Here is a 22263-nt window from a genome sequence, read left to right on the forward strand (position 1 = left end):
TTAATTCTGTACATCTAAAGAACGTAAATAAGCAATAAGCGCTTCCATATCTGCATCGCTCATATCTGGAAATGCTGGCATGTTGTTCCCTTGTTTTAATGACTCAGGGTCACGGATCCATGCTTCTAAGTTCTCGTCAGTATTTTCTAAATACCCCGCAACAACTTCACGGTTTGCATAATCTGATAATGCAGGACCTGCAGCAGTTCCCATTCCACCGATCGCGTGACAGCCGATACATCCATTCGCTTCAAATACAGCGCGACCTTCAGCTAAAACACCTTCAGTAGGAACGTCAACTTCTTCTTGCATACCTGCAACCCAAGCATCATAGTCATCACGCTCAAGTGCAACTAGTTTGAAATCCATTAAAGCATGCGCTGGCCCACAAAGCTCCGCACATTTCCCTTTAAATACTCCAGGCTCATCTGCTTCCAACCACATATGGTTTGTGATACCAGGAATAGTATCTAATTTACCACCAAGTGCTGGAACCCAGAATGAATGTTGTACATCTTGTGCATGTAATTCGAAGATTACCTTTTCACCAACTGGTATGTATACTTCTTGACCAGCAGTAAACCCTTCATCTTCATAATCAAATTGCCACCAAAATTGATGTCCTGTTACTTTAATATAGACTGTATCTTCACCAATCTCTGGATCTGGTTCTGTATCAGCTAACATAAATTGTCCAGTTATAGTCGGGACAGCTAAAATTGTTAACAAGATAATAGGAATAACAGTCCATGTAATTTCAAGCGCCGTATTTCCATGTACCTGCTTTGGAATCGTATCGTCTCCAGGAGTTCGACGGTACTTAGCAAGAATAATGAAAAAGATTGCAAATACGACAATAGTCACTAAGGCCATTATATACAACGATAACAACATGTTGTCGAATAACCATTGTGATTGTGGTCCCTTTGGATCAAGGGCAGTTAAGTTCGTCTCTCCCATACAACCTGTTAAAAACAAGAGCAATGAAAGAGGTAGAAAACGCCAAGCAGTTTTCCAAAGTTTCATCTGACAATCCAACCTCACTTTCATAACGTAGTATTTTTACTACTAATTAAATATATCTATAGTTACCATCCATAGCTAAACAACACATAATTAAATATGAACAATAACCATAAGAACAAATAGAATGGTTAAGTAGTTAAGCGAATAAACAAACATTAGCCTTGCCCATTTTATATCATCTTTCATTTTAAAACCAGCAAAACCAAGAATTACCCAACCTAACCCTAACACGGCTGCTACAATCGTATACACTAATCCAAAAGGATAAAGCATTAATGATACTGGAAGTAACGCAATAACGTATACGACCATTTGACGCTTTGTCACTTCGAAACCAGCAACGACTGGTAGCATTGGAATACCAGCAGCACGATATTCTTCCACTCTCTTCATTGCTAAAGCAAGGAAATGTGGGGGCTGCCAAAAGAACATAATAAAAAATAATACCCATGCATAGGTGTGTAAACTTCCATCAATCGCAGCCCAACCAATAAGTGGCGGAACAGCGCCTGAGAAACTACCTACTATTGTATTTAAAGTCGTTGTACGTTTTGTCCACATAGTGTAAAGCACAACGTAAATAAACAAACCAATTAAACCAATTACAGCTGCAGTAGCGGTAGTCAGTGCAAGAAACCCTATCCCAGCTGCTGACTGTATCAAACCTACTAACAGTACGTGATTCGCTGAGAAGCGACCTGTAACCGTCGGACGGTCTTTTGTACGTTCCATGATGTGATCTATATCTCGATCAATATAATTATTCAACGTACATCCACCTGCCATTACAAGCGCAGCACCAATTAGTGCGAAAAACATCGATCCAAGATGTGCTCCTAATCCTGTACTCGTATAAATAGCCGCCAAATAAACTCCGGCAAATGCTGTAATTAAATTAGATGTAACTATACCTTGCTTAGCAAGCACTAGATAGTCTTTCCATGATTTCTGCTGCTCAGCAACTGATGAATCTGGACTAGCTATTACCTCTGATGCTTCAAAAGCTGTATTAGTCTTATTCATCAATTTCACCTCCTTTATAGAGTCAACCAATATAAACACACAAATTAATAAGAAACTAGCGAATAATTTCTTATCTTAGTGTGCTACATGTCACATTATATCTTAAAATCTAGTTAGTTTCATTAAAATCCTGAGTTTCACATTATCTTCACATTTACATTTCTCCATAAAAATTTCACTCTAGTAAAATTGACTTTTATTTCGTTTGTTTTTAAGATCAATAAGAAAGCAAATAGATTCATTGCTTACTCTAGCATAAATCTTAACAATTTTATAGAAGGAAAGGTGAATTGAATGCATAAAGGATTAAAAATCTTCGGCATTCTGACCTCTATTGGTTTAACGATTGTCCTCTTACAAGGAGCACTTGTTACCAAAACTGAATCTGGAGAAGGATGCGGCGCAACATGGCCATTATGCTTTGGAGAAGTTATTCCTACTAGCCCTGCAATTGAAACGATCATCGAATATAGTCACCGAATCGTATCTGGTCTAGTTGGAGCTCTTGTGATCATTCTTGCCATCTGGTCTTGGAGAAAGTTAAAGCATGTAAAAGAAGCCAAGTTCATGTCAATAACAGCTGTATTATTAATTATTTTTCAAGGTTTACTAGGGGCAGGCGCTGTTGTGTTTGGACAGTCAAAAGCTATCTTGGCTCTACACTTTGGGATTTCTGCGATGTCTCTTGCATCTGTCATTTTATTAACAATTTTAGCTTTCGAAGATGGAAAGCCGTATAAAATTGTAGCTCGTGTATCAACAGCTTATAAAGCATTTTTCTTTTTCGTTATCACATACTGTTATGCTGTTATCTATACAGGAGCCTACGTAAAACATATGCAAGCAACGTTGGCCTGTGCTGGATTCCCAACTTGTAACGGACAAGTTTTCCCAGGATTTAGTGGTCCAGTTGGTGTACATTTTCTGCACCGTGTAGCTAGTATCGCTCTACTTTTCTTACTTCTTATATTAATGATTTGGACAATTGCCCGTTTCAAACAAGAAGTCGTCCTTGTTTGGGCAAGTGTAATCTCTTTTATCTTAGTCACTCTTCAAGCACTAAGTGGAATTTCTGTCGTATTTACACAGAATGAATTTCTTACTATTGGGTTATTGCATGCTCTTATTGTGTCCATTCTATTTTCTACTTTAAGCTATATGGCTATGATATTACTTCGTAAACCTCAATAATCGACTTTAAAAATGACAGTCCATCCACTGTCATTTTTTCATTCATGCCCAATTGTTTATTATTTATACGTAGTAAAAGAAGGTTGAAGAGAATTCTCTTCAACCTTCTTTAATTAGTTTAATTCAATTAGAAGATCGCCTGTTAAAATCGGATCGCCATCATTTACATAAACTTCTTTTACTACGCCATCAAACTGCGCCTGAACGGTAGTTTCCATCTTCATCGCCTCAGTTATCATAAGGTGGTCACCTTTTCTAACTTTGTCTCCCTTGACAACCAAAGTTTTCACTACTGTTCCTGGCATTGATGCGCCAATTTGATTTGGATTATCTTTATCTACTTTTGGTCGTGAGACAGTAAGAGATTTAACATTTAAATCCTTTATTACAACTTCACGAGGCTGTCCATTTAACTCAAAATAAACAATTCGTGATCCTTCTTCATTCGGTTTTGAAATTGAGACTAGTTTTATGATTAATGTTTTCCCTTTCTCAATCTCAATTTCAATTTCCTCACCTAACCTTAAGCCATAGAAAAATGTTGGGGTATCTAATACCGATACGTCTCCAAATTGCTGACGGAATTGTTCAAACTCCATATAAACTTTCGGATATAATGCATAAGAGAGCATATCATGACTTGTGACTTGTCGATCTAATTTATTAAACAACTCTTCTTTAATTACTTGGAAATCAACAGGTTCTAAAGATTCTCCTGGTCTACCTTCAATCGGCTTCTTACCTTTTAAGATGAGATCTTGTAACTCCTTCGGGAAACCTTGATAAGGTTGCCCAAGTTGACCCTGGAAGAACTCGACTACTGAATCAGGGAAGTCCAATTTCTCACCTTTTTCGTAAACGTCTTGTTCTGTCAATTCATTTTGAACCATATAAAGAGCCATATCACCAACTACTTTAGATGATGGTGTTACTTTTACTACATCTCCAAACATATCATTAACCGATCGATACATTTTTTTAACATCATTCCAACGTGCCCCTAGACCTACAGCCTTAGCTTGTTGTTGCAAGTTACTATATTGTCCACCTGGCATTTCATGTTCATACACTTCAGTATGGGGTGCATTCATGCCACTCTCGAAGCCAGCATAGTATTTACGCGTGTAATCCCAGAATTCGCCTAACTTTTCAAGTGATTCAACCTGAACATTCGGTTGACGCTTTGAACCACTTAATGCATAGTACAAGCTATTTGCGCTTGGCTGTGAAGTTAGACCTGCCATTGAGCTTACTGCTACATCAACAATGTCTACTCCCGCTTCAATAGCACGAGCATATGTAAAGATTCCATTACCGCTCGTATCATGTGTATGCAAATGAATCGGTATATCGACAGTATTTTTTAGCTCTGTAATTAGTTGATATGCCGCCTCAGGCTTTAATAAACCAGCCATGTCTTTGATCCCCAAAATATGTGAACCGGCTTGTTCTAATTCTTTTGCAATGTTTTTATAGTAAGCAAGATCGTATTTAGAACGTGAAGAATCTAATATGTCTCCTGTATAACAAATAGAAGCTTCAGCAATTTTCCCACTTTTGCGAACAGAATCTATCGCTAGTGTCATTCCTTTAACCCAATTTAAACTATCAAAAATACGGAAAACATCAATACCAGCATCAGCTGACTTCTCAACAAATTCCTCAATTACATTATCTGGATAATTCGTATATCCAACAGCATTAGATGCACGCAATAGCATTTGGAACAATACATTTGGAGCTTGCTTTCTAAGTGTTAAAAGACGCTCCCAAGGATCCTCGTGTAAGAAACGCATGGTTACATCAAATGTTGCACCGCCCCACATCTCAAGTGAAAATAGATTTGGCAACATTCGTGCAGTTGGTTCTGCAATTTGTTTCAAGTCATGAGTCCTAATTCTCGTAGCTAGAAGAGACTGATGAGCGTCGCGGAATGTAGTATCTGTTAATAGTACCTCTTTTTGGTCTTTTACCCATTTCGCAAGTCCTTCAGGGCCCTTTTCATCAAGAATTTGCTTAGTTCCTTTAGGAATAGGATCTGTTAATTTCAACTTCGGGATTGGCGCTTTTTCAAACACTGGTTTCTTTGATTGCTCAAGACCAGGGTAGCCATTTACAATTGTTTCTCCGATAAATGATAACATTTTAGTTCCACGGTCTTTTCTCTTTGGAAACATAAAGAGTTCAGGTGTTTTATCAATAAATGATGTGTTATATTCACCATTTAAGAAATTAGGATGTTGGACAACATTCTCAAGGAAAGCGATATTTGTTTTAATCCCTCTAATTCGAAACTCTCTTAAGTTCCGTAACATTTTCGCTGCAGCACTTTCAAAAGTTAATGCCCATGTCGAAACCTTTACAAGTAATGAATCGTAATAAGGTGTAATGACAGCACCTTGGAAACCATTTCCTGCATCTAAACGTACTCCAAACCCTCCGCCTGAGCGGTATGCATTAATTCGCCCTGTATCTGGCATAAATCCATTACTAGGATCTTCAGTTGTTACACGAGACTGGATTGCATAACCATTACAAACTACCTTATCTTGTGTTGGAATCCCTAGTTTTGCATCATGCAATCTCTCACCATCAGCGATAAATAATTGAGATTGGACAATATCGACACCAGTAACCATTTCCGTAATTGTATGTTCCACTTGTACACGAGGGTTTACTTCAATAAAATAAAACTCTCCTGAATCAGTAACAAGGAATTCAACAGTTCCTGCATTCACATAATCTACGTGCTCCATCAGTTGAACTGCTGCGTTGCAAATGTTCTCTCTTACTTCATCACTCAACGAAACGCTCGGAGCGACTTCCACAACTTTCTGATGCCTACGTTGAACGGAACAATCACGTTCATACAAGTGGATAATATTCCCATGTTTGTCTGCTAAAATTTGTACTTCAATATGCTTCGGATTTTCAATAAATTTCTCAACATAGACTTCGTCATTTCCAAACGCAGATTTCGCTTCTGACTTCGCTCGCTCATACGATTCTTGAAGGTCTTCCGCTTCTCGTACAATACGCATTCCACGACCACCGCCACCTAATGCAGCTTTAATAATAAACGGAAAACCATGTTGTTCAGCAAATTGTTGAACGTCTTCTAAACTATTGGCAGGTCCGTCACTTCCAGGGATAACCGGTAAGTTCGCTTTTAATGCTTGCTCACGAGCTTGTACTTTGTCTCCGAACATCACAAGGTGCTCAAGTTCTGGGCCGATAAATATAATTCCTTCTTCTTGACATCGCTTAGCAAAGTCAATATTTTCAGAAAGAAAACCATATCCTGGATGTATAGCGTCTACATCATGTAACTTCGCAACTTCAATAATTCCCTCAATATCTAGGTAAGCTTCAATTGGCTTTTTGCCTTCCCCTACTAAATAAGCCTCATCTGCCTTATATCGATGGTAAGCTCCTGAGTCTTCTTTCGAATAAATTGCAACCGTTCTAATATGTAACTCTGTGCATGCACGAAAAATGCGAATTGCTATCTCACCACGGTTTGCAACAAGAACTTTTTTAATGTTTGTTAAGCCATTCATAAACGTTCTCTCCTCCTAGGTACAACCCTCTCATGTTCTTTTCAAAAATACATTTGTTTTTCTTAAATACTTTGAAAAAGTCTATTAAAAAATAATACTAGTTATTAGTATAGTTAAAACAAGCCTATTTTGGCAAATTATTTTTTCGACTGTTCTAATTTATCAAACACTAATGCGCTTACTTTCTTTGCGGAGACGTATTATTACATTACCCGATCGGAATCCCAGTAAATTCATGGACAGTTACGCTTTCTTTGATAACATAAAAAAAATAAAAATCAAGCTATTAATATAGCTTGATTTTTATTTTCGAACAGATGCCTCATGTAAGTCATCTAATTTACGTTGTAATTCTCCGAGGATTTGTTTTCCACTCTCCTCATCAACTAACCCTAAACGTTTAGCGAAGTCGATTTCTCTTGACAGACCAAACATTTGTGTATCGAGAACCTCTTCATATAAAGGACACTGAGGCATTGTTAAGTTTTCCAACTGAACTTCAATTAGCTGCCGAATTTTATCCGCATCTGATTTCAGAAGGGCAATTGCTTTATCTCTATCTCCAGTCATCATTTCTGCTGACATGTTGACCCCTCCTTCAAGTGAATTATCCTTGTCTTAATAGTAGCTGTTTCAAATCAAAATTGCAACGATTTTCACATTAGGAGTTGAGAATAATTTTCGATTAAAAAATACTTAACCGATATTTAGCAGATAGCAACTGTAATAATTTCATCCCTGCTATACTGTTTCCTTTTTCATCTAGAGCTGGGCCATAGATACCAATTCCGATACTCCCTGGAACCGCACCGACTATTCCGCCTGAAACCCCACTTTTAGCTGGAATTCCAACACGTATAGCAAATTCTCCCGAAGCATTATACATTCCACATGTGACCATAAAAGTCTTTACTAACCGTGCGATTTCAGTAGGGACAATTGAATAGTTCTTATCCGGATGCTCACCTTGATGAGCCAGTGCATATCCAATTTTAGCTAAGTCTTCGCAATTGACTTCGATTGCACACTGTTTTGTATAGAAATCGAGTAATTCCTCTATATCATCTGAAATAACACCATGTTGTTTCATAAAATAAAGTAACGCTCGATTTAAATCAGCAGTATCATATTCAGATTTTGCCACATCTTTATTAAAGGAGATAGATGGATTGCCACTTAACTCTCTAACAAAACTGAGTAATCGATCTAATTTTTCATCATTAGAAGATCCCTTTATTAGTGAACTGACGGCTAATGCACCAGCATTTATCATTGGGTTTAATGGTTTAGAAGGGACTTGGGTTTCTAATTTAGCAATTGAATTAAAAGGATCACCCGTTGGCTCCATTCCAACCTTACTAAACACTATTTCCTCACCATGATCCATTAATGCTAAGGCAAGTGTTAATACTTTAGATATACTTTGTAAGGTAAAAAGTTGATTGGAATTACCTTCACTAAAGCATGTATCATTTCCATCATAAATAGCTACTGCTACATCTGATTTATTTGCTAGAGATATTGCGGGGATGTAATCTGCAACTTTTCCCTCTTTCGTGTATTGTCTGACTTCTTCAATCATTAATTTAAGATCATCACCATAACGACAAACCATACAATCACTCCAAAAATATTTAAATTAAATCAATTATCTTATGTAGTCAAATACATAAACAGACCAATTTTTTCTATGTGACTAAAGTGACAAAAAGCAAGAAAGACATTATACTTTAATAGAATTTGTTTATTGGAGGGGAATTTATGCAAGAATTTGTTTTTTTTATTGAAGGCGATGTAGATCATCCGTTAACAATCGATCCCACCGTTTGGATTTTTGATGAGCGAAAAGTAGACCTTGATACATATTTTTCTGAGAGTACAACAATCGAGGATGAAGAGACCGCTTACACAAAAGCAATATCGGCACAATGGGACAAAGAAATTACTGAAGGGGCTGAACCGCCACGTCCAGATTCAAATGACAACAAAATTAAATACAATAAGAAAGAACTTACAGAAGGTTCGTTCGGTATGCCTTTGAAGCCTTTTTTGCTTAACGCTAAGCCTGGAAAAGAAATACAAAAAGTTGAAATTATTGAAAAGAGTGGCAATAAGCACAGATTTGATTATGCCAAAGTTTCTGAAGGTATTGTAGGATTCTCCCAAAAAGGGAAACCTCTTTTAGAAGATGGCCCTGTTCATTTTTACTTTAGAGACGGTTCAAATCAGCAAGAACCAATTAAAAACATTTCGAAATTTGTTTTGTATCAATCGCAGTAAACTGATAAGTACAAAAAAGGGTGACTTAAAGAGCACCACATCTTTAAGTCACCCTTTTATCTACAATAAATCAGCTGCTAGCTGGGCTAAGCCTGAGCGCTCCCCTTTCACTAACTTCACATGGCCACTCACCGTCTGATCTTTAAATTTCTCAACAACATAAGTTAGACCATTGTTATATTCATCCAAGTAAGGATGGTCAATCTGTTGAGGGTCACCCATTAACACTAACTTACTTCGTTCACCAACTCGAGTTAAAATGGTTTTCACTTCATGCTTTGTGAGGTTCTGCGCTTCATCAATGATGATAAATTGATCAGGGATACTACGACCCCTAATATAGGTGAGAGCTTCAACTTGTATGGAACCCATTCCGGCTAAAATATGATCTAACTCACCTGGTTTTTTTGTATCAAAAAGGAATTCTAAATTATCATAAATAGGCTGCATCCATGGCCTCAACTTCTCTTCTTTCTCTCCAGGTAAATACCCTATATCCTTCCCTAGTGGAACTACCGGTCTTGCAACAACCAGCTTTTTATATTTCCCTAAATCCTCTGTTTGCATTAATCCCGCAGCAAGTGACAATAGCGTTTTACCGGTTCCTGCTTTCCCTACCATTGTTACTAAACTAATATCATCCCGCAAAAGCAATTCAAAAGCCATTTTTTGCTGGACATTGCGGGAGCGTATTCCCCAAACATGATCGGGTTCACTTACAAATTTTTTCACTTTTTTTCCATCCGGTTCTACTTTACCAATAGCAGAACTAGAGCTCCCTAATGCATCTTTCATAATAATAAATTGATGAGGGTAAAATGGGTGTTTCGTCAGTTCTGATATAGCAATTTCTCCATTTGTATAGAACTTTTTCATTACATCTGCATCAACATATATTTTCACATATCCAGGATATACATGGTCGAATTCGACTACACGGTCACTTAAGAAGTCTTCTGCAGGAAGCCCTAATGCATCAGCCTTTACTCTAACTAATGCATCCTTACTGACTAAGATAACTTGTCTGCCGTCTATTTTCTCTTGTTCCTCAATCATTAAATTTAATGCAACTGCAATAATTCTATTATCATTCGTCATTTCTGCAAAAGAATCTTTTAGGCGCAGAAACGATCTATGGTTTAGCTCTACTCTTAATTTCCCTCCTGATTCAAGAAGGACCCCTTCATGCAACTTTCCCTTTCCTCTTAAATTATCTATGATCTTTGAAAATTGACGTGCATTCCTACCAATCTCGTCCATATTACGCTTTTTAGAATCAACTTCCTCAAGAACGACTGCTGGGATAACCACTTCATTATCTTGAAACGAATTAATAGAGTATGGATCCTGTAAGAGTACGTTCGTGTCCAATACGTAGATTTTCTTCAACATTCCGCCTCCTGACTAAAGAATCATTTGTCAACTACTTACTATTTAACTTATGCGAATTTCTGAAGTTTGTTCAATCACCTCTTATTATGAATGTATGTATAAGCCCTTAAAGATAGACGAATGAATCACGAATCCTAACAAACAAAAAAGGAAAAGAAGGCAACTCAATTGAATGAGCTACCTTCTTTTCATCACTTGCATCACTTGAAAATCAAGTTTTGCTGCTGCTTGTGCATCATATGTTTTATCATACTTAGGCTCAGATGTAATTTTCGCACCATAAAACATCACATCTCGAACCTCTTCAACTTTCATTTCTAAAAGGGCTAATTTTAACGGTACCCCTTCCATTTTTTCCTGAATCAATTGAGCATCGCCTGCAATTGAATAGGTTGATCCATTTGCAATCAATGTTAAAACGACTCCTGAATTGGTCTTAATATTTTTCACAATCCGAGAACGATTATCAATCGAAAAACGAATCGTTTGTACATCAGGGGCAAAAACCCAAGAAATCGCATTTACATTAGGCGTTCCAGTTTCAAAATCTACTGTTGATATCGTAACATATCGTTCTTTTTGGAGAAGCGGTAACATTTCTTCCGTTAAACATTGTTCAACTTGATTTGCCATCATAGATCCTCCATTTCACTATGTACTTCTATTATTATAGCTTAAATTAGAAATGACATGAAACTTTAGAGGGAAAAAATCGTGTAGAAGTAGCTTTTTTTGATTAGATTGCTTACAATAAAGAAAAGATTGGAGTGTTAATCAAATGAGAGTAAAATGTGTTCTTTGCGATAAAATTGATAAATTGGATGATCATCTCCCATTAGCAAAACGGTTACGCAATCGACCTATCCATACATACATGTGTGATGCTTGTTATGAGCGAATCAGAGAAAGAACAGAAGCAAGAAGAGAGAAACCTTCCTTTCATTTAGCCGTTGAAAAAAAAGAGAGCGATTGGAGTTAATAACTACCGATCACTCTCTTTTTATTTAGCTACTGGAGCATCCTATAGTATGCTAGTCATTGCGCCTATCATTCACTTATGATGCCTGATCATTTTCTTTTCGATGACGATGCAGTCTAAATCGATACAATCCGAGAATGATACCCGATATTATTAATACGGCAATAATCGGGGCTCCAAATGCAAATTCAAGGAACCACATGACAAAGCTTCCTATAAATAACATGATATAGACAATCACTTTTTTAAGAATAGGCAACTCTCTGGCAAACCCTAAATTAAAAACTATTATTGTAAGAACTACAACAGCTAGAAAGGAATAAAAGCCATACCAAGGATTTTCTAACGTTGCTCTCATTAGCCACGTTAGTTCCTCTAATTCCCGATCCGTGAACTGTTCGTTCATAACTAATCACCTCTTATTTTGCAGCTAGCTTTCTACGCTTTTCTTCACGTTCACGCTCTGATTTATTTAAGATCTTTTTACGAAGTCGAATAGATTCAGGAGTCAACTCACAATATTCATCATCATTTAAATATTCCAAAGCTTCTTCCAAAGTCATAATACGAGGTTTTTTCATCGTAACAGTTGTATCTTTTGTTGCAGAACGCACATTAGTTTGTTGCTTCATCTTTGTAATATTAACAGAAAGGTCATTATCACGTGTATGTTCCCCGACAATCATTCCTTCATAAATCTCTGTTCCCGGTTCAACAAAAATGGTACCACGATCTTCTACTTGCATAATACCGTACTGACTTGATTTACCAGTTTCCATAGATACAAGAACCCCTTGGCGACGTCCTCCAACTTGGCCTTGCGCCATTGGTGCATAGCTATCAAAAGAGTGATTAATAATTCCATATCCACGTGTTTGAGATAAAAACTCTGTTGTATATCCAATCAATCCACGCGCAGGTACAAGAAACTCAAGACGAACTTGGCCACTGCCGTTATTTGTCATATTTAACATTTCACCTTTACGCTCACCAATAGACTCCATAACAGCACCAGTGTATTCCTCAGGAACATCGATTTGAACACGCTCCATCGGCTCCGAACGTACTCCATCAATATCACGAATAATAACCTCTGGCTTCGAGACTTGAAGCTCATACCCTTCACGACGCATATTTTCAATTAGTATAGAAAGGTGAAGTTCACCACGACCTGAAACAATCCACACATCTGGTGAATCTGTATCTTCTACGCGAAGACTAACATCCGTCTCTAACTCTGATTTCAATCTTTCTTCAATTTTTCTACTTGTAACAAATTTTCCTTCACGACCTGCAAATGGACTGTTGTTAACAAGGAAAGTCATTTGTAATGTCGGCTCATCAATACGTAGAATCGGAAGTGCTTCTTGATTTTCAATAGGACAAACCGTTTCTCCTACGTTAATTTCTTCCATTCCAGAAACAGCAATTAAATCTCCTGCTTTCGCTTCTTGGATTTCCGTACGCTTAAGACCTAGGAAACCGAACATTTTGGTTACACGGAATTGTTTTACTGAACCATCGAGCTTCATTAAAGCTACTTGTTGACCGACTTTCATAGTTCCTCTAAATACACGTCCAATACCAATTCGTCCAACATAGTCATTATAATCAAGCATCGTCACTTGGAACTGAAGCGGCTCTTCACTATTATCAACTGGAGCTGGAATTGTTTCAATAATCGTCTCAAATAAAGAGACCATATTTTCATCTTGCTTTTCTGCATCCATACTTGCTGTACCATTAATTGCTGAAGCATATACTACCGGGAATTCTAACTGATCTTCATTGGCACCAAGGTCGATAAACAAATCAATTACTTCGTCAACAACCTCAGCAGGTCTAGCGAAGTCACGGTCAATTTTATTAACAACAACGATAGGCGTTAAATTTTGCTCTAGAGCTTTTTTAAGTACGAAACGTGTTTGCGGCATACAGCCTTCATAAGCATCGACAACAAGAAGTACACCATCAACCATTTTCATGATTCTTTCTACTTCTCCTCCAAAATCGGCATGACCAGGTGTATCCATAATATTAATCCGTTTATCATTGTAATTAATCGCGGTATTTTTAGCGAGAATGGTAATACCACGCTCTTTTTCAATTGCATTGGAGTCCATCGCGCGTTCCTCAACTTGCTCATTCTCTCTAAAAGTACCTGATTGTTTAAGTAATTGATCCACAAGTGTTGTTTTCCCATGGTCAACGTGTGCAATGATCGCAATATTGCGTATATCGTTACGAGTTTTCATCTTATTCTCTCCTTATTTGTTCATTAACTGTACAATTATATCATAAAATTACAGTAAAGATACATAAATCGACAATTGCTCTAATTTCATTTTAATTAGTCCTTTCTATTATTACCATCTGCAACATGTTTACCTATATTGTCACATTGTTAGTCTTTTTCTTTTTCCTATTTCACGTTACAATTAGAAAATGAATGTCGCGTAGGGGCCTCATAGATGAAAAAAGAAAATTTACTGTTTTTATTACTAGCCATCATTAGTGTCATATGTATTATGAGTATCGGAGTAGCTATCGCAGAAAGAAGCATTCTAATTGCCTTCTTATCGATTGCAGGTGTAATTATTGCTACAGGATTAGGCTTCACCCTTCGAAAAAAGGTAAGAGAATCAAACGAACTATAACAAAGAAGGAAGTTGAGCATCAGACTCAACTTCCTTCTTTAGTATAACCTAATAAATTTACCTTCTAGTTAATGTAATACCTGTCTTTTCTTCAAGTGGTTTCACAATAGCACTTACGTCTTCACGTCCGTATTTTTCCTTCGCTTCAGCCACTTTTCTTTCTCCCAACTTAATAATATCTAAAGGCATGTCAATCTGTTCCGCAAGATCGAGGGCAAGACCAATATCTTTATGTAATAAGTCGATTGAGAAACGAGCTTCAAAAGAGCGATCAAGAATTGCATCTACTGACCAATCCATACTCTTTGAAAAACCCGCACTTCTTTTAATTAAATCATAAGCTATAGCTGGGTCAACACCTGCTTTTTTAGCCATAATATAACACTCAGCTAATGCCGCTTGGTGCACACCAATCAACATATTATTTAACAGTTTTACGACGGTACCACTTCCTGTAGGACCAACATGTACGATGTATTCGCCATACGCATTCATAATAGGCAATGCTTTTTCATAAGCTTCTTTTTCTCCACCACACATGATTGTTAACGTTCCTGCTTTCGCCCCCATTGGTCCTCCGCTAACCGGCGCATCTAAAAAAAGCGTACCTTTTTCACTTAACAACTCTTTGACACGTTGATTTGTTTCCCGATTTACTGTAGAGTGATCGATAACCAACTTCCCACTAGAAGCACCCGCAATAAGTCCTCTATCACCTTCATATACATCAGTAATTGTTTGTGGAAGGGGCAGACAAGTCATCACTACATCAACTAACTGCATTAATTCTTTCGGAGTTTGCGCTTCCGTTGCACCATATGAGATCGCTTTCTCTATTGGACCTCTACTGCGGCTAACGACATATGTATCAAAGCCTTGATCAATGAGATGCTTCGCCATGGGTAATCCCATTGTCCCAAACCAATAAAACCGACTTTAATCACAAATTACAACTCCTCTCCAACATAAGTTGATACCATCTCTTTATGTAATTGCGGCTTTCCGACAATCACCGAGCTTGGTGTAAGAAAATCTAAGGATTCGCCATGGAAGGTTGAAGCCTTACATCCGACTTCTTCTAATAACACAATGCCCGCCGCATAATCCCACGGGGATAGTCGAACGCTAATATATCCATCTAAACGGTCTGCTGCTACATATGCAATTTCTAATGCTGCTGAACCGTATGAGCGTATACTTCTTACATCACGAACAAGAGCCTTTAAAGGATTCTTATAAGGATTCTTTTCTTCTACTAACCACTTAGCATTTAAGCCAATAATTGATTCATTTAACGGCCGCTCTTTAACGGGTACTAATTCTTCATTGTTAATATATGCTCCGTGTCCCCTTATAGCATGAAACAATTCATCATTCATTACATCATAAACCAGACCTATCATGCCCTTGCCTTCATGATAAACTCCAACTGAAATAGCAAAATTGTATTTCTGATGAACAAAATTCATCGTCCCATCGATTGGATCTATAATCCAGACGGTCCCATTTAATGAATCTAAATCTTCCGCTGTTCCTTCCTCGCCTAAAAAGAAATGTTCCGGAAACTCGCCTTGTATTTTATGGTAAAAGAAAGATTCAATTGCTTTGTCAACTTCCGTAACTAAATCATTCGGATTAGACTTGGATTCAATATGTATAGGGTTTGCTAATGATTTTTTCACGAGGCTAGCCGCTTCGTATGTCCACGCTTTTGCCTTTTTTTCTATTTCTAACCAGTCCACCGACATTCGCATGACCTCCTATTTGGATCTTTCACTTCCATTTCCATTATGACATAGATTTTCCAAATAGAAAAATATCTATTATGCCTAATGAACAAAAAGGAGACCTTGATAATCAATCTATGTAAGAAGACTTAGTTCTATCACTTGTCTTCTAACCTTTCAGATTGATATACCCAAGGTCACTTTAAAAAAGCTTATACTTCTAATTGGATCAGTTCTTGTCGAAGCATTTCAAGACGCTGCTTTGTTTTTTTGATTATGACTAAATCCTCATCAAGCATAGCGTCATGTAGAGTGGCGAGCTCATAGTCAATCTCTAAGCGTAGTACAGGAATTCTCATCTCTCCATCCTTACGAGTAAATGTTTGCATGACTTGTTCCATAAAGCTTCACTCCCCTTTGCGTGATCATGAACTACTAACCAACCGGTATTAAACTAAATTTTCAGTTATTTCAACTAATTTTATTATAGCACAGATGACGACGAAATAAAATGTAAATAAAAAACAATTTTATATAAATCTCTATCCCTGGTATGAACGTATTTCACACGCTTTTTTCGAGCTTTATTTATAAGCTCCACATTCGAGTTTCATTATTGGTTATGATAAAATAGGACTATAAATGAAAAAGAGAGGTTAGAAACATGAGTTTGAATGGATTCAGTCAGTCTGATTTTGACGTTTTTAAAATTGAAGGTTTAGAGAATAGAATGGAAGCAATTCAAACAAAGATACAACCCACATTTAAAGACATCGGGGAGCGCTTAGTAAGTGACCTTTCCATTCTTCTCGGTAATGAAATGTACCTTCACATTGCCAAACATGCAAGACGAAAAGTTAATCCCCCGAAAGACACCTGGATGGCTATTTGTCATGATAAGCGCGGTTATAAAAAGCATCCACATTTCCAATTAGGTTTATTTGATGATCATTTATTTATTTGGTTTGCTTTAATATATGAAGCTCCAAATAAATCATCTATTGCAAATGCGTTATTAAATGATTTAGATCTGCTTACTAATTTACCATCTAATTATGTTGTTTCTCTTGATCATATGAAAAAAGAAGCAACTTCATTGGAAGCAAAAGATCAAGATGCTTTAATTGCAGACCTAACTCGATTACGTGATGTTAAGAAAGCTGAATTCTTAGTTGGTCGTCATTTACAACCAGACAACCCAATTGTAAATGACGGACAAGCGTTAGCAAATTTCACAAAAGAAACGTATGAACAATTGTTACCTATTTACAAGAAAGCGATGCAGCACTCTTGATTCTTTTATCAACTCCAAAGAAGCCTAAACGCTGCGCAGGCTTTCAAACCCCAAAGAAGCCTAAACGCTGCGCAGGCTTTTCAAACCCCAAAGAAGCCTAAACGCTGCGCAGGCTTTTCAAACCCCAAAGAAGCCTAAACGCTGCGCAGGCTTCTTTGGGGTTTTTTCACATTTTGATTTTTGGTGTTTTTTCTTCTCGGGCTTTTTTGATGACTTGGTAGGTTGAGATGTTGAGTTCTTCGTCATATTGTTTACAAACTTGTTTTTCTTCACTTTTACTTGGGACAATTTCTTTAAATCGGCGATAATGACCGAGTAGCTTTTCTCTTTCAACGCCTGTTTTATAGGCTTGTTCCACTAGTTCGAAAAATTGAATAACGTCTACGACTTCTTGTGTTGACCAATCAAGCGATATCGGCATCTTTGACTCCATTACTACATATCTCCTTCCTTACTACTCCATTTAAGTTGGATTTGTTTAGCTTCCTTCACTATTTTATTTATTAATTCTTCTACTGACAACTCTTCTTGAATTCTACCTACTATTTGTCCTGCCCAACCAAAACCTTCATCAGCTTTTCCATTATAAATATATTTTTTATTTGCTTCACCACTAATGTATTGCTTTAATGCTTCATATGTTGGACTTGTCTGTTCGATTTTCAAGATTTCCTCTGTCCATTTATTTGTTAAAGCCCTTGCTGGCGAACCTAGTGTTCGCTTTATAACCGTAGTATCTTCTTCCTCCGCCTTAATAATTTGCTCTTTGTAAATTGGATGAGCATGGACACATTCTTTCGTGACTATAAATCTTGTTCCCATCTCAACTCCTTCTGCCCCAAGTGCGAAGGCAGCCATTAACCCTCTGCCATCACCAATACCTCCAGAAGCAATAACAGGAATTGAAACTGAGTCAACAACTTGTGGGACCAAAACCATTGTACCGATGTCAGCTCTCCCCAAGTGTCCTCCTCCTTCTTGACCGACGACCATTACAGCATCTGCACCTAATTTCTCAGCTTTTATTGCTTGTCTTTTCGCTGCAACTAACACTAATTTTTTAATAGCAGTAGTTTCTAATCTTTTTAAAATAGGAGCAGGATTGCCCCTGTCATAGAAATAACTGGTACTTCTTCACGTATAGCAACCTCTAACATTTCTTCATAACTTCTTCCATGTTGTCCAATGGCAAAGTTGACTCCAAACGGGTTAGTTGTGCGAGCTTTCACCCGATTAATCTCACGCTTTAGTTCTTCTGCTGAGGAAAGAGACATCGCCGTAATTTGCCCAAGACCTCCCGCCTCTGAAACAGCTGCTGCCAATTCCGAATATGCTAAGTAAGCCAGTCCACCTTGAATGATAGGATATTTTATACCGAGTAACTTTGTAAGTCTCGTTTCCAAATGATCTCCTCCTTTTCTATAAAAGCGTACCACATCATGATGATAAAGTTTGTCGATTTAAAAGTGAATTGAATTGTACTAAATCTTTGCTTTCAGCCTCATTTTTGATATACTCAATTTTGTTTTATACTTTTTGCATTATTATCGAAAAATGAGGTGAACCTGTTGTCACGACAACATCTTACTCCGTTGTTCACCGGTGTTCGTAATCACGCCGAAAAACAACCTATTCAATTTCATATTCCAGGTCATAAACAAGGCAAAGGCATGGACCCTGATTTTAAAAATTTCATTGGAGAAAATGCGCTCTCAATTGATTTGATAAATATCGAACCTTTAGATGACCTACACCACCCACACGGAATAATAAAAGAAGCTCAAGAATTAGCTGCTGAAGCTTTTGGAGCTGACCATACCTTTTTTTCCGTACAAGGCACAAGTGGAGCAATTATGACAATGATTATGTCCGTATGTGGACCCGGCGATAAAATTATCGTACCTCGAAATGTTCATAAATCAATTATGTCAGCTATTATTTTTTCAGGAGCGACTCCCATTTTTATTCATCCTGAAATTGACCCTAACTTAGGAATTTCTCACGGAATTACAACAGATTCAGTAGAAAAAGCCCTTTCTGCACATCCTGATGCTAAGGGACTTCTTGTCATTAATCCAACCTATTTCGGTATCTCTGGTAACTTGAAAAAGATTGTAGAGATTGCTCATTCTTACGATGTTCCTGTACTGGTTGACGAGGCACACGGAGTTCACATTCATTTTCATGACCAACTCCCACTTTCAGCTATGCAAGCAGGTGCTGACATGGCTGCAACTAGTGTTCATAAATTAGGCGGTTCAATGACTCAAAGCTCGATATTGAATGTGAAAGAAGGGCTTGTTTCGCCTAAACGAGTTCAATCAATTATTAGTATGTTGACTACAACTTCAACATCTTATTTATTACTTTCTTCGTTAGATGTAGCTAGGAAACAATTAGCAACTAAAGGTACATTCCTACTATCAAATGTGATTGATCTTGCTGAAACAACAAGATATCAAATTAATCAAATCGAAGGACTTTCGTGTGTCGGAAAGGAAATCTTAGGGACAAAAGCAACCTTTGATATGGATCCAACCAAACTGATTATTACAGTAAAAGACTTAGGGATGAATGGGCATGAAGTGGAAATGTGGCTAAGGAACCATTACTTAATTGAAGTGGAAATGTCCGACCTATACAACATCCTATGTATTGTCACCTTAGGTGACACACAAGAAAAGATGGACGCATTGGTAACAGCACTGAGTCATTTAGCAAAAGAACAATCAGCAAATGTAAAGAAACATGAAATCTCTTCTGTTAATGTTCCTGATATCCCAATGCTCGCTTTATCACCACGTGATGCTTTCTATGCGGAAACCGAAGTTATCCCGTTTAGCAAGTCAGCCGGGAGAATTATCGCAGAATTTATCATGGTCTACCCTCCTGGTATCCCAATATTGATTCCCGGAGAGATCGTAACAGTAGATAATCTAGCTTATATTGAGGAGAACTTAAAGAGCGGGTTACCAGTACAAGGCCCAGAAGATGCATCTTTCCAAACTTTAAGGGTAATTAAAGAACATAGAGCAATTAAATAATAGTCAAACTTCTTTTTGTAAAGTCATTGCCCAATACAAAAAGAAGGACTCATTTAGAGTCCTTTCAGAGCTACCTAGTCTAGGTAGCTTTTTTTATTAGATTTATTTATTATCTTTAGATTTAGAGTTTGTGTTGCAGTTATCACAGTTTCCTTTAGCATAAAGAGTCGTGACTTTTTCACCTTCAAACACATCGATAGCTTTGTTACACGATTGACAAACAATAATTCCCATTTTATAGTCATCTCCTTCATGCTTTGTAAGCGGTTTATCTTTCCTTGTTTTTATAATAATACATACTATTTATGAAGTCAATAACAATTTGTATGGCACATTAAACTTTTCCCCTAAAAAAATAGGACAATTCTTATCTTGTATGCATAAATGAGTCATACGATTAAGAATTATCCCTTATCGTTATCTTGAATTGAAAATTTCGTGTTGAACCTCAATAAATCTGCCTACCTCTTTAACAAAAACAAGATCATCTTCTGTTAGCAGATAATTTTCTTTTGGTATATGACCAACGATAATCCCTAACAAATGGTGATTTTGATAAAACGGCATGAATATCTTTTGCATTGCCTTTTCATCCAATACAACTAGTTTTCCTTTAATAGCAACAGAACTTAGAATACCGGCACCAAAAGGTATCGACCGATCGAGGTAACTAGGACCGGCACAAGCCTTCATTACAAAAGACTGCTCAGTTGTCTCATATATAGAAATTGATGAATTTTTTTTCATTCTTTTAGCAATCTCACGAGTAACCCCAAAATAAAAGCTAGGTAACGTTTTCACATGATCACGTACTAGTCCAAGCTCTAGTCGCAGCTCATCAAGAAATTTTGACTTATCCATCGAAGAGACCCCATCACAAGCTAGTTCATCTATATCTCTAGCTTATCACAAACGACTCAGTCGAAAGGTGTATCGTTATATCAATTTATGTCGAGTGACATATTGACTACCATATTTGCTCAAGTACTTCAATGACTTCACCTTCGTCTAAATACGTCCAAAATAATTCACCGTAAATGAAAAGATCTTGATGAAGATGCAGGCCGGCTTCATAGTTTTGGTCAACACTATCGCTTGTACCAGAATTCCCCACATAACCAATAATCGTAGCTCCATTTACTTTTGTACCTACTTGTATATCTGCAGGTATATCATGTAAGTGCGCGAAACGATTCATGACACCACCTTCATATTGAACCCACACTTGTCTACCTCTTAGTTTGTCAAATATATACTCTGGTGTTTCTCCTATTTCTGCCGCATAGGATAAATCTTTCTCTCTCTCTTCAGCTGAATGGTACTCAACAAAGTTATGATCTGCACGAACAACAACCCCTTCACCCATTGCATATACCGGTGTATCTGTAGAGATCCCTCCACCTGAAGCATAATCATACCAATCAATCCCTTCATGATAACCATTTCGGTACGGCCTAGGTGCTCCAGGTAAATGGCCAGGTATTTTACTCACCTCCGCACCTTTTATCGGTTTTTCGAGAAACGACAAATGATCAATAAGTTGCTCTACATTCAAGTCCTCAAGTTGAATAGCATTCACTTCCTCATTAAAGACTTGCTGTGTTTGGCCATACCATTGAAAGTGAAGAAGATCATCTACAATCGTAGTAGTAGCTCCAATCCCAACTTCTACAAACTGAGTTGGTAAAAATAGCTTCTCATTTGTAATTTTCAAATGTATTTCATCTGACGCGATGTACTCTCCATTTTTTTCAAGGACAGGAACACCATCAACTAAATAAAAGTTATCTTCATTTATCTGTAACTCTAGGGTACGATGAATCTGATCATACTTATAATCACCATTCAATTTTTCCACTAAATCATCGACTAATATAAACTTCTGCTCTCCATTCAATTCATGAAGTACTATCGTTTTTTGTAAATCTGATTGTTCTGCCAAACTCTGGATTGATTCATCTTCTTTTATTTGACTTTGGCAACTAGAAATAAAAATTAACAATCCAATAAGTACCATTTTCTTTACTTTCATCTAATCATCCTTTTGTTGTTTAATAGCTCTTACTTTTATTAACAACTTTTAAGGAATC

At 37.2% G+C, this 22263-nt stretch carries 22 protein-coding genes and 1 pseudogene; 6 read left to right on the top strand and 17 right to left on the bottom strand.

All coding sequences use genetic code 11. From position 1 onward, the window contains the following. Together coxB and cyoE are read right to left on the bottom strand one after the other, a co-directional pair. Nucleotides 1-1026: a cytochrome c oxidase subunit II gene (gene coxB, locus BkAM31D_RS14200; protein WP_066150598.1), complete on the bottom strand. Its 1026-nt coding sequence runs from the start codon at nt 1024-1026 to the stop codon at nt 1-3. 90 nt (nt 1027-1116) lie between these two features. Further along, nucleotides 1117-2049 carry a heme o synthase gene (gene cyoE, locus BkAM31D_RS14205; RefSeq protein ID WP_066150601.1) on the bottom strand — a complete coding sequence of 311 codons (933 nt, stop codon included), beginning with the start codon at nt 2047-2049 and terminating at the stop codon, nt 1117-1119. Between the two features lie 294 nt (nt 2050-2343). Here cyoE and BkAM31D_RS14210 point away from each other — a divergent pair, with 294 nt between their 5' ends. Continuing rightward, the gene (locus BkAM31D_RS14210; protein ID WP_066150604.1) at nt 2344-3240 is read left to right on the top strand and encodes a COX15/CtaA family protein; all 897 of its coding nucleotides are present in this window, start codon (nt 2344-2346) and stop codon (nt 3238-3240) included. 113 nt (nt 3241-3353) lie between these two features. On the opposite strand, the gene pyc is transcribed toward BkAM31D_RS14210, so the two are convergent. The 3 genes from pyc to glsA all read right to left on the bottom strand — a co-directional run bounded on the left by pyc (nt 3354) and on the right by glsA (nt 8415). Next, a complete protein-coding gene (pyc, locus tag BkAM31D_RS14215) occupies nt 3354-6800 on the bottom strand; it encodes a pyruvate carboxylase (RefSeq protein WP_066150607.1) in 3447 nt (1148 codons plus the stop codon). Between the two features lie 303 nt (nt 6801-7103). After that, nucleotides 7104-7385 (bottom strand): Fpa/YlaN family protein, encoded by a 282-nt coding sequence (locus BkAM31D_RS14220; protein WP_066150610.1) that lies wholly within the window; start codon nt 7383-7385, stop codon nt 7104-7106. Nucleotides 7386-7485: 100 nt separating this feature from the next. Continuing rightward, entirely contained in the window at nt 7486-8415 is a 930-nt protein-coding gene (gene glsA, locus BkAM31D_RS14225) for a glutaminase A (RefSeq protein ID WP_066150613.1), read from the bottom strand. Between the two features lie 146 nt (nt 8416-8561). On the opposite strand from glsA, the gene BkAM31D_RS14230 reads away from it, so the two are divergent. Then, entirely contained in the window at nt 8562-9080 is a 519-nt protein-coding gene (locus BkAM31D_RS14230) for a hypothetical protein (protein ID WP_066150615.1), read from the top strand. 60 nt (nt 9081-9140) lie between these two features. On the opposite strand, the gene BkAM31D_RS14235 is transcribed toward BkAM31D_RS14230, so the two are convergent. Then, a complete protein-coding gene (locus BkAM31D_RS14235) occupies nt 9141-10472 on the bottom strand; it encodes a PhoH family protein (protein WP_066150618.1) in 1332 nt (443 codons plus the stop codon). A 177-nt stretch (nt 10473-10649) separates the two neighbouring features. Then, nucleotides 10650-11105, bottom strand: coding sequence for a pyridoxamine 5'-phosphate oxidase family protein (locus tag BkAM31D_RS14240; RefSeq protein ID WP_066150621.1), 456 nt, complete (start codon nt 11103-11105; stop codon nt 10650-10652). A gap of 145 nt (nt 11106-11250) precedes the next feature. Between BkAM31D_RS14240 and BkAM31D_RS14245 the strand changes: the two genes are divergently transcribed. Further along, nucleotides 11251-11451 carry a YlaI family protein gene (locus BkAM31D_RS14245; protein ID WP_066150624.1) on the top strand — a complete coding sequence of 67 codons (201 nt, stop codon included), beginning with the start codon at nt 11251-11253 and terminating at the stop codon, nt 11449-11451. Nucleotides 11452-11527: 76 nt separating this feature from the next. Here BkAM31D_RS14245 and BkAM31D_RS14250 read toward each other — a convergent pair whose 3' ends face one another. Both BkAM31D_RS14250 and typA read right to left on the bottom strand, forming a co-directional pair. Continuing rightward, nucleotides 11528-11857: a YlaH-like family protein gene (locus tag BkAM31D_RS14250; protein ID WP_066150686.1), complete on the bottom strand. Its 330-nt coding sequence runs from the start codon at nt 11855-11857 to the stop codon at nt 11528-11530. Nucleotides 11858-11870: 13 nt separating this feature from the next. Beyond that, the gene (typA, locus tag BkAM31D_RS14255) at nt 11871-13706 is read right to left on the bottom strand and encodes a translational GTPase TypA (RefSeq protein WP_066150689.1); all 1836 of its coding nucleotides are present in this window, start codon (nt 13704-13706) and stop codon (nt 11871-11873) included. 216 nt (nt 13707-13922) lie between these two features. Here typA and BkAM31D_RS14260 point away from each other — a divergent pair, with 216 nt between their 5' ends. Continuing rightward, entirely contained in the window at nt 13923-14108 is a 186-nt protein-coding gene (locus BkAM31D_RS14260) for a DUF5325 family protein (RefSeq protein WP_066150692.1), read from the top strand. Nucleotides 14109-14165: 57 nt separating this feature from the next. On the opposite strand, the gene BkAM31D_RS14265 is transcribed toward BkAM31D_RS14260, so the two are convergent. The 3 genes from BkAM31D_RS14265 to BkAM31D_RS14275 form a co-directional block, all read right to left on the bottom strand. After that, nucleotides 14166-15008, bottom strand: coding sequence for an NAD(P)-dependent oxidoreductase (locus tag BkAM31D_RS14265; protein ID WP_257391572.1), 843 nt, complete (start codon nt 15006-15008; stop codon nt 14166-14168). Nucleotides 15009-15055: 47 nt separating this feature from the next. Beyond that, nucleotides 15056-15856, bottom strand: a complete 801-nt coding sequence (locus BkAM31D_RS14270) for an inositol monophosphatase family protein (protein WP_066150699.1) — start codon at nt 15854-15856, stop codon at nt 15056-15058. 191 nt (nt 15857-16047) lie between these two features. Beyond that, nucleotides 16048-16236 (bottom strand): YkzI domain-containing protein, encoded by a 189-nt coding sequence (locus BkAM31D_RS14275; RefSeq protein WP_066150702.1) that lies wholly within the window; start codon nt 16234-16236, stop codon nt 16048-16050. Nucleotides 16237-16499: 263 nt separating this feature from the next. Between BkAM31D_RS14275 and BkAM31D_RS14280 the strand changes: the two genes are divergently transcribed. Further along, nucleotides 16500-17129 carry a YktB family protein gene (locus BkAM31D_RS14280; protein WP_066150705.1) on the top strand — a complete coding sequence of 210 codons (630 nt, stop codon included), beginning with the start codon at nt 16500-16502 and terminating at the stop codon, nt 17127-17129. Between the two features lie 166 nt (nt 17130-17295). On the opposite strand, the gene BkAM31D_RS14285 is transcribed toward BkAM31D_RS14280, so the two are convergent. Together BkAM31D_RS14285 and BkAM31D_RS14290 are read right to left on the bottom strand one after the other, a co-directional pair. Next, entirely contained in the window at nt 17296-17562 is a 267-nt protein-coding gene (locus BkAM31D_RS14285) for a UPF0223 family protein (RefSeq protein WP_066150708.1), read from the bottom strand. 2 nt (nt 17563-17564) lie between these two features. After that, nucleotides 17565-18532: pseudogene (locus tag BkAM31D_RS14290) on the bottom strand (NAD(P)H-dependent flavin oxidoreductase). Between the two features lie 165 nt (nt 18533-18697). Between BkAM31D_RS14290 and BkAM31D_RS14295 the strand changes: the two are divergent. Beyond that, the gene (locus BkAM31D_RS14295) at nt 18698-20173 is read left to right on the top strand and encodes an aminotransferase class I/II-fold pyridoxal phosphate-dependent enzyme (RefSeq protein ID WP_066150714.1); all 1476 of its coding nucleotides are present in this window, start codon (nt 18698-18700) and stop codon (nt 20171-20173) included. A gap of 102 nt (nt 20174-20275) precedes the next feature. Here BkAM31D_RS14295 and BkAM31D_RS14300 read toward each other — a convergent pair whose 3' ends face one another. The 3 genes from BkAM31D_RS14300 to BkAM31D_RS14310 form a co-directional block, all read right to left on the bottom strand. Beyond that, entirely contained in the window at nt 20276-20407 is a 132-nt protein-coding gene (locus tag BkAM31D_RS14300) for a GapA-binding peptide SR1P (protein WP_084371990.1), read from the bottom strand. 183 nt (nt 20408-20590) lie between these two features. Then, nucleotides 20591-21034, bottom strand: coding sequence for a hypothetical protein (locus tag BkAM31D_RS14305; RefSeq protein WP_066150717.1), 444 nt, complete (start codon nt 21032-21034; stop codon nt 20591-20593). A 106-nt stretch (nt 21035-21140) separates the two neighbouring features. Further along, a complete protein-coding gene (locus BkAM31D_RS14310; RefSeq protein WP_066150720.1) occupies nt 21141-22205 on the bottom strand; it encodes a M23 family metallopeptidase in 1065 nt (354 codons plus the stop codon). Nucleotides 22206-22263 lie beyond the last annotated feature (58 nt).

Origin of the sequence: Halalkalibacter krulwichiae (assembly GCF_002109385.1) — a bacterium.
Classification (GTDB): domain Bacteria; phylum Bacillota; class Bacilli; order Bacillales; family Bacillaceae_D; genus Halalkalibacter; species Halalkalibacter krulwichiae.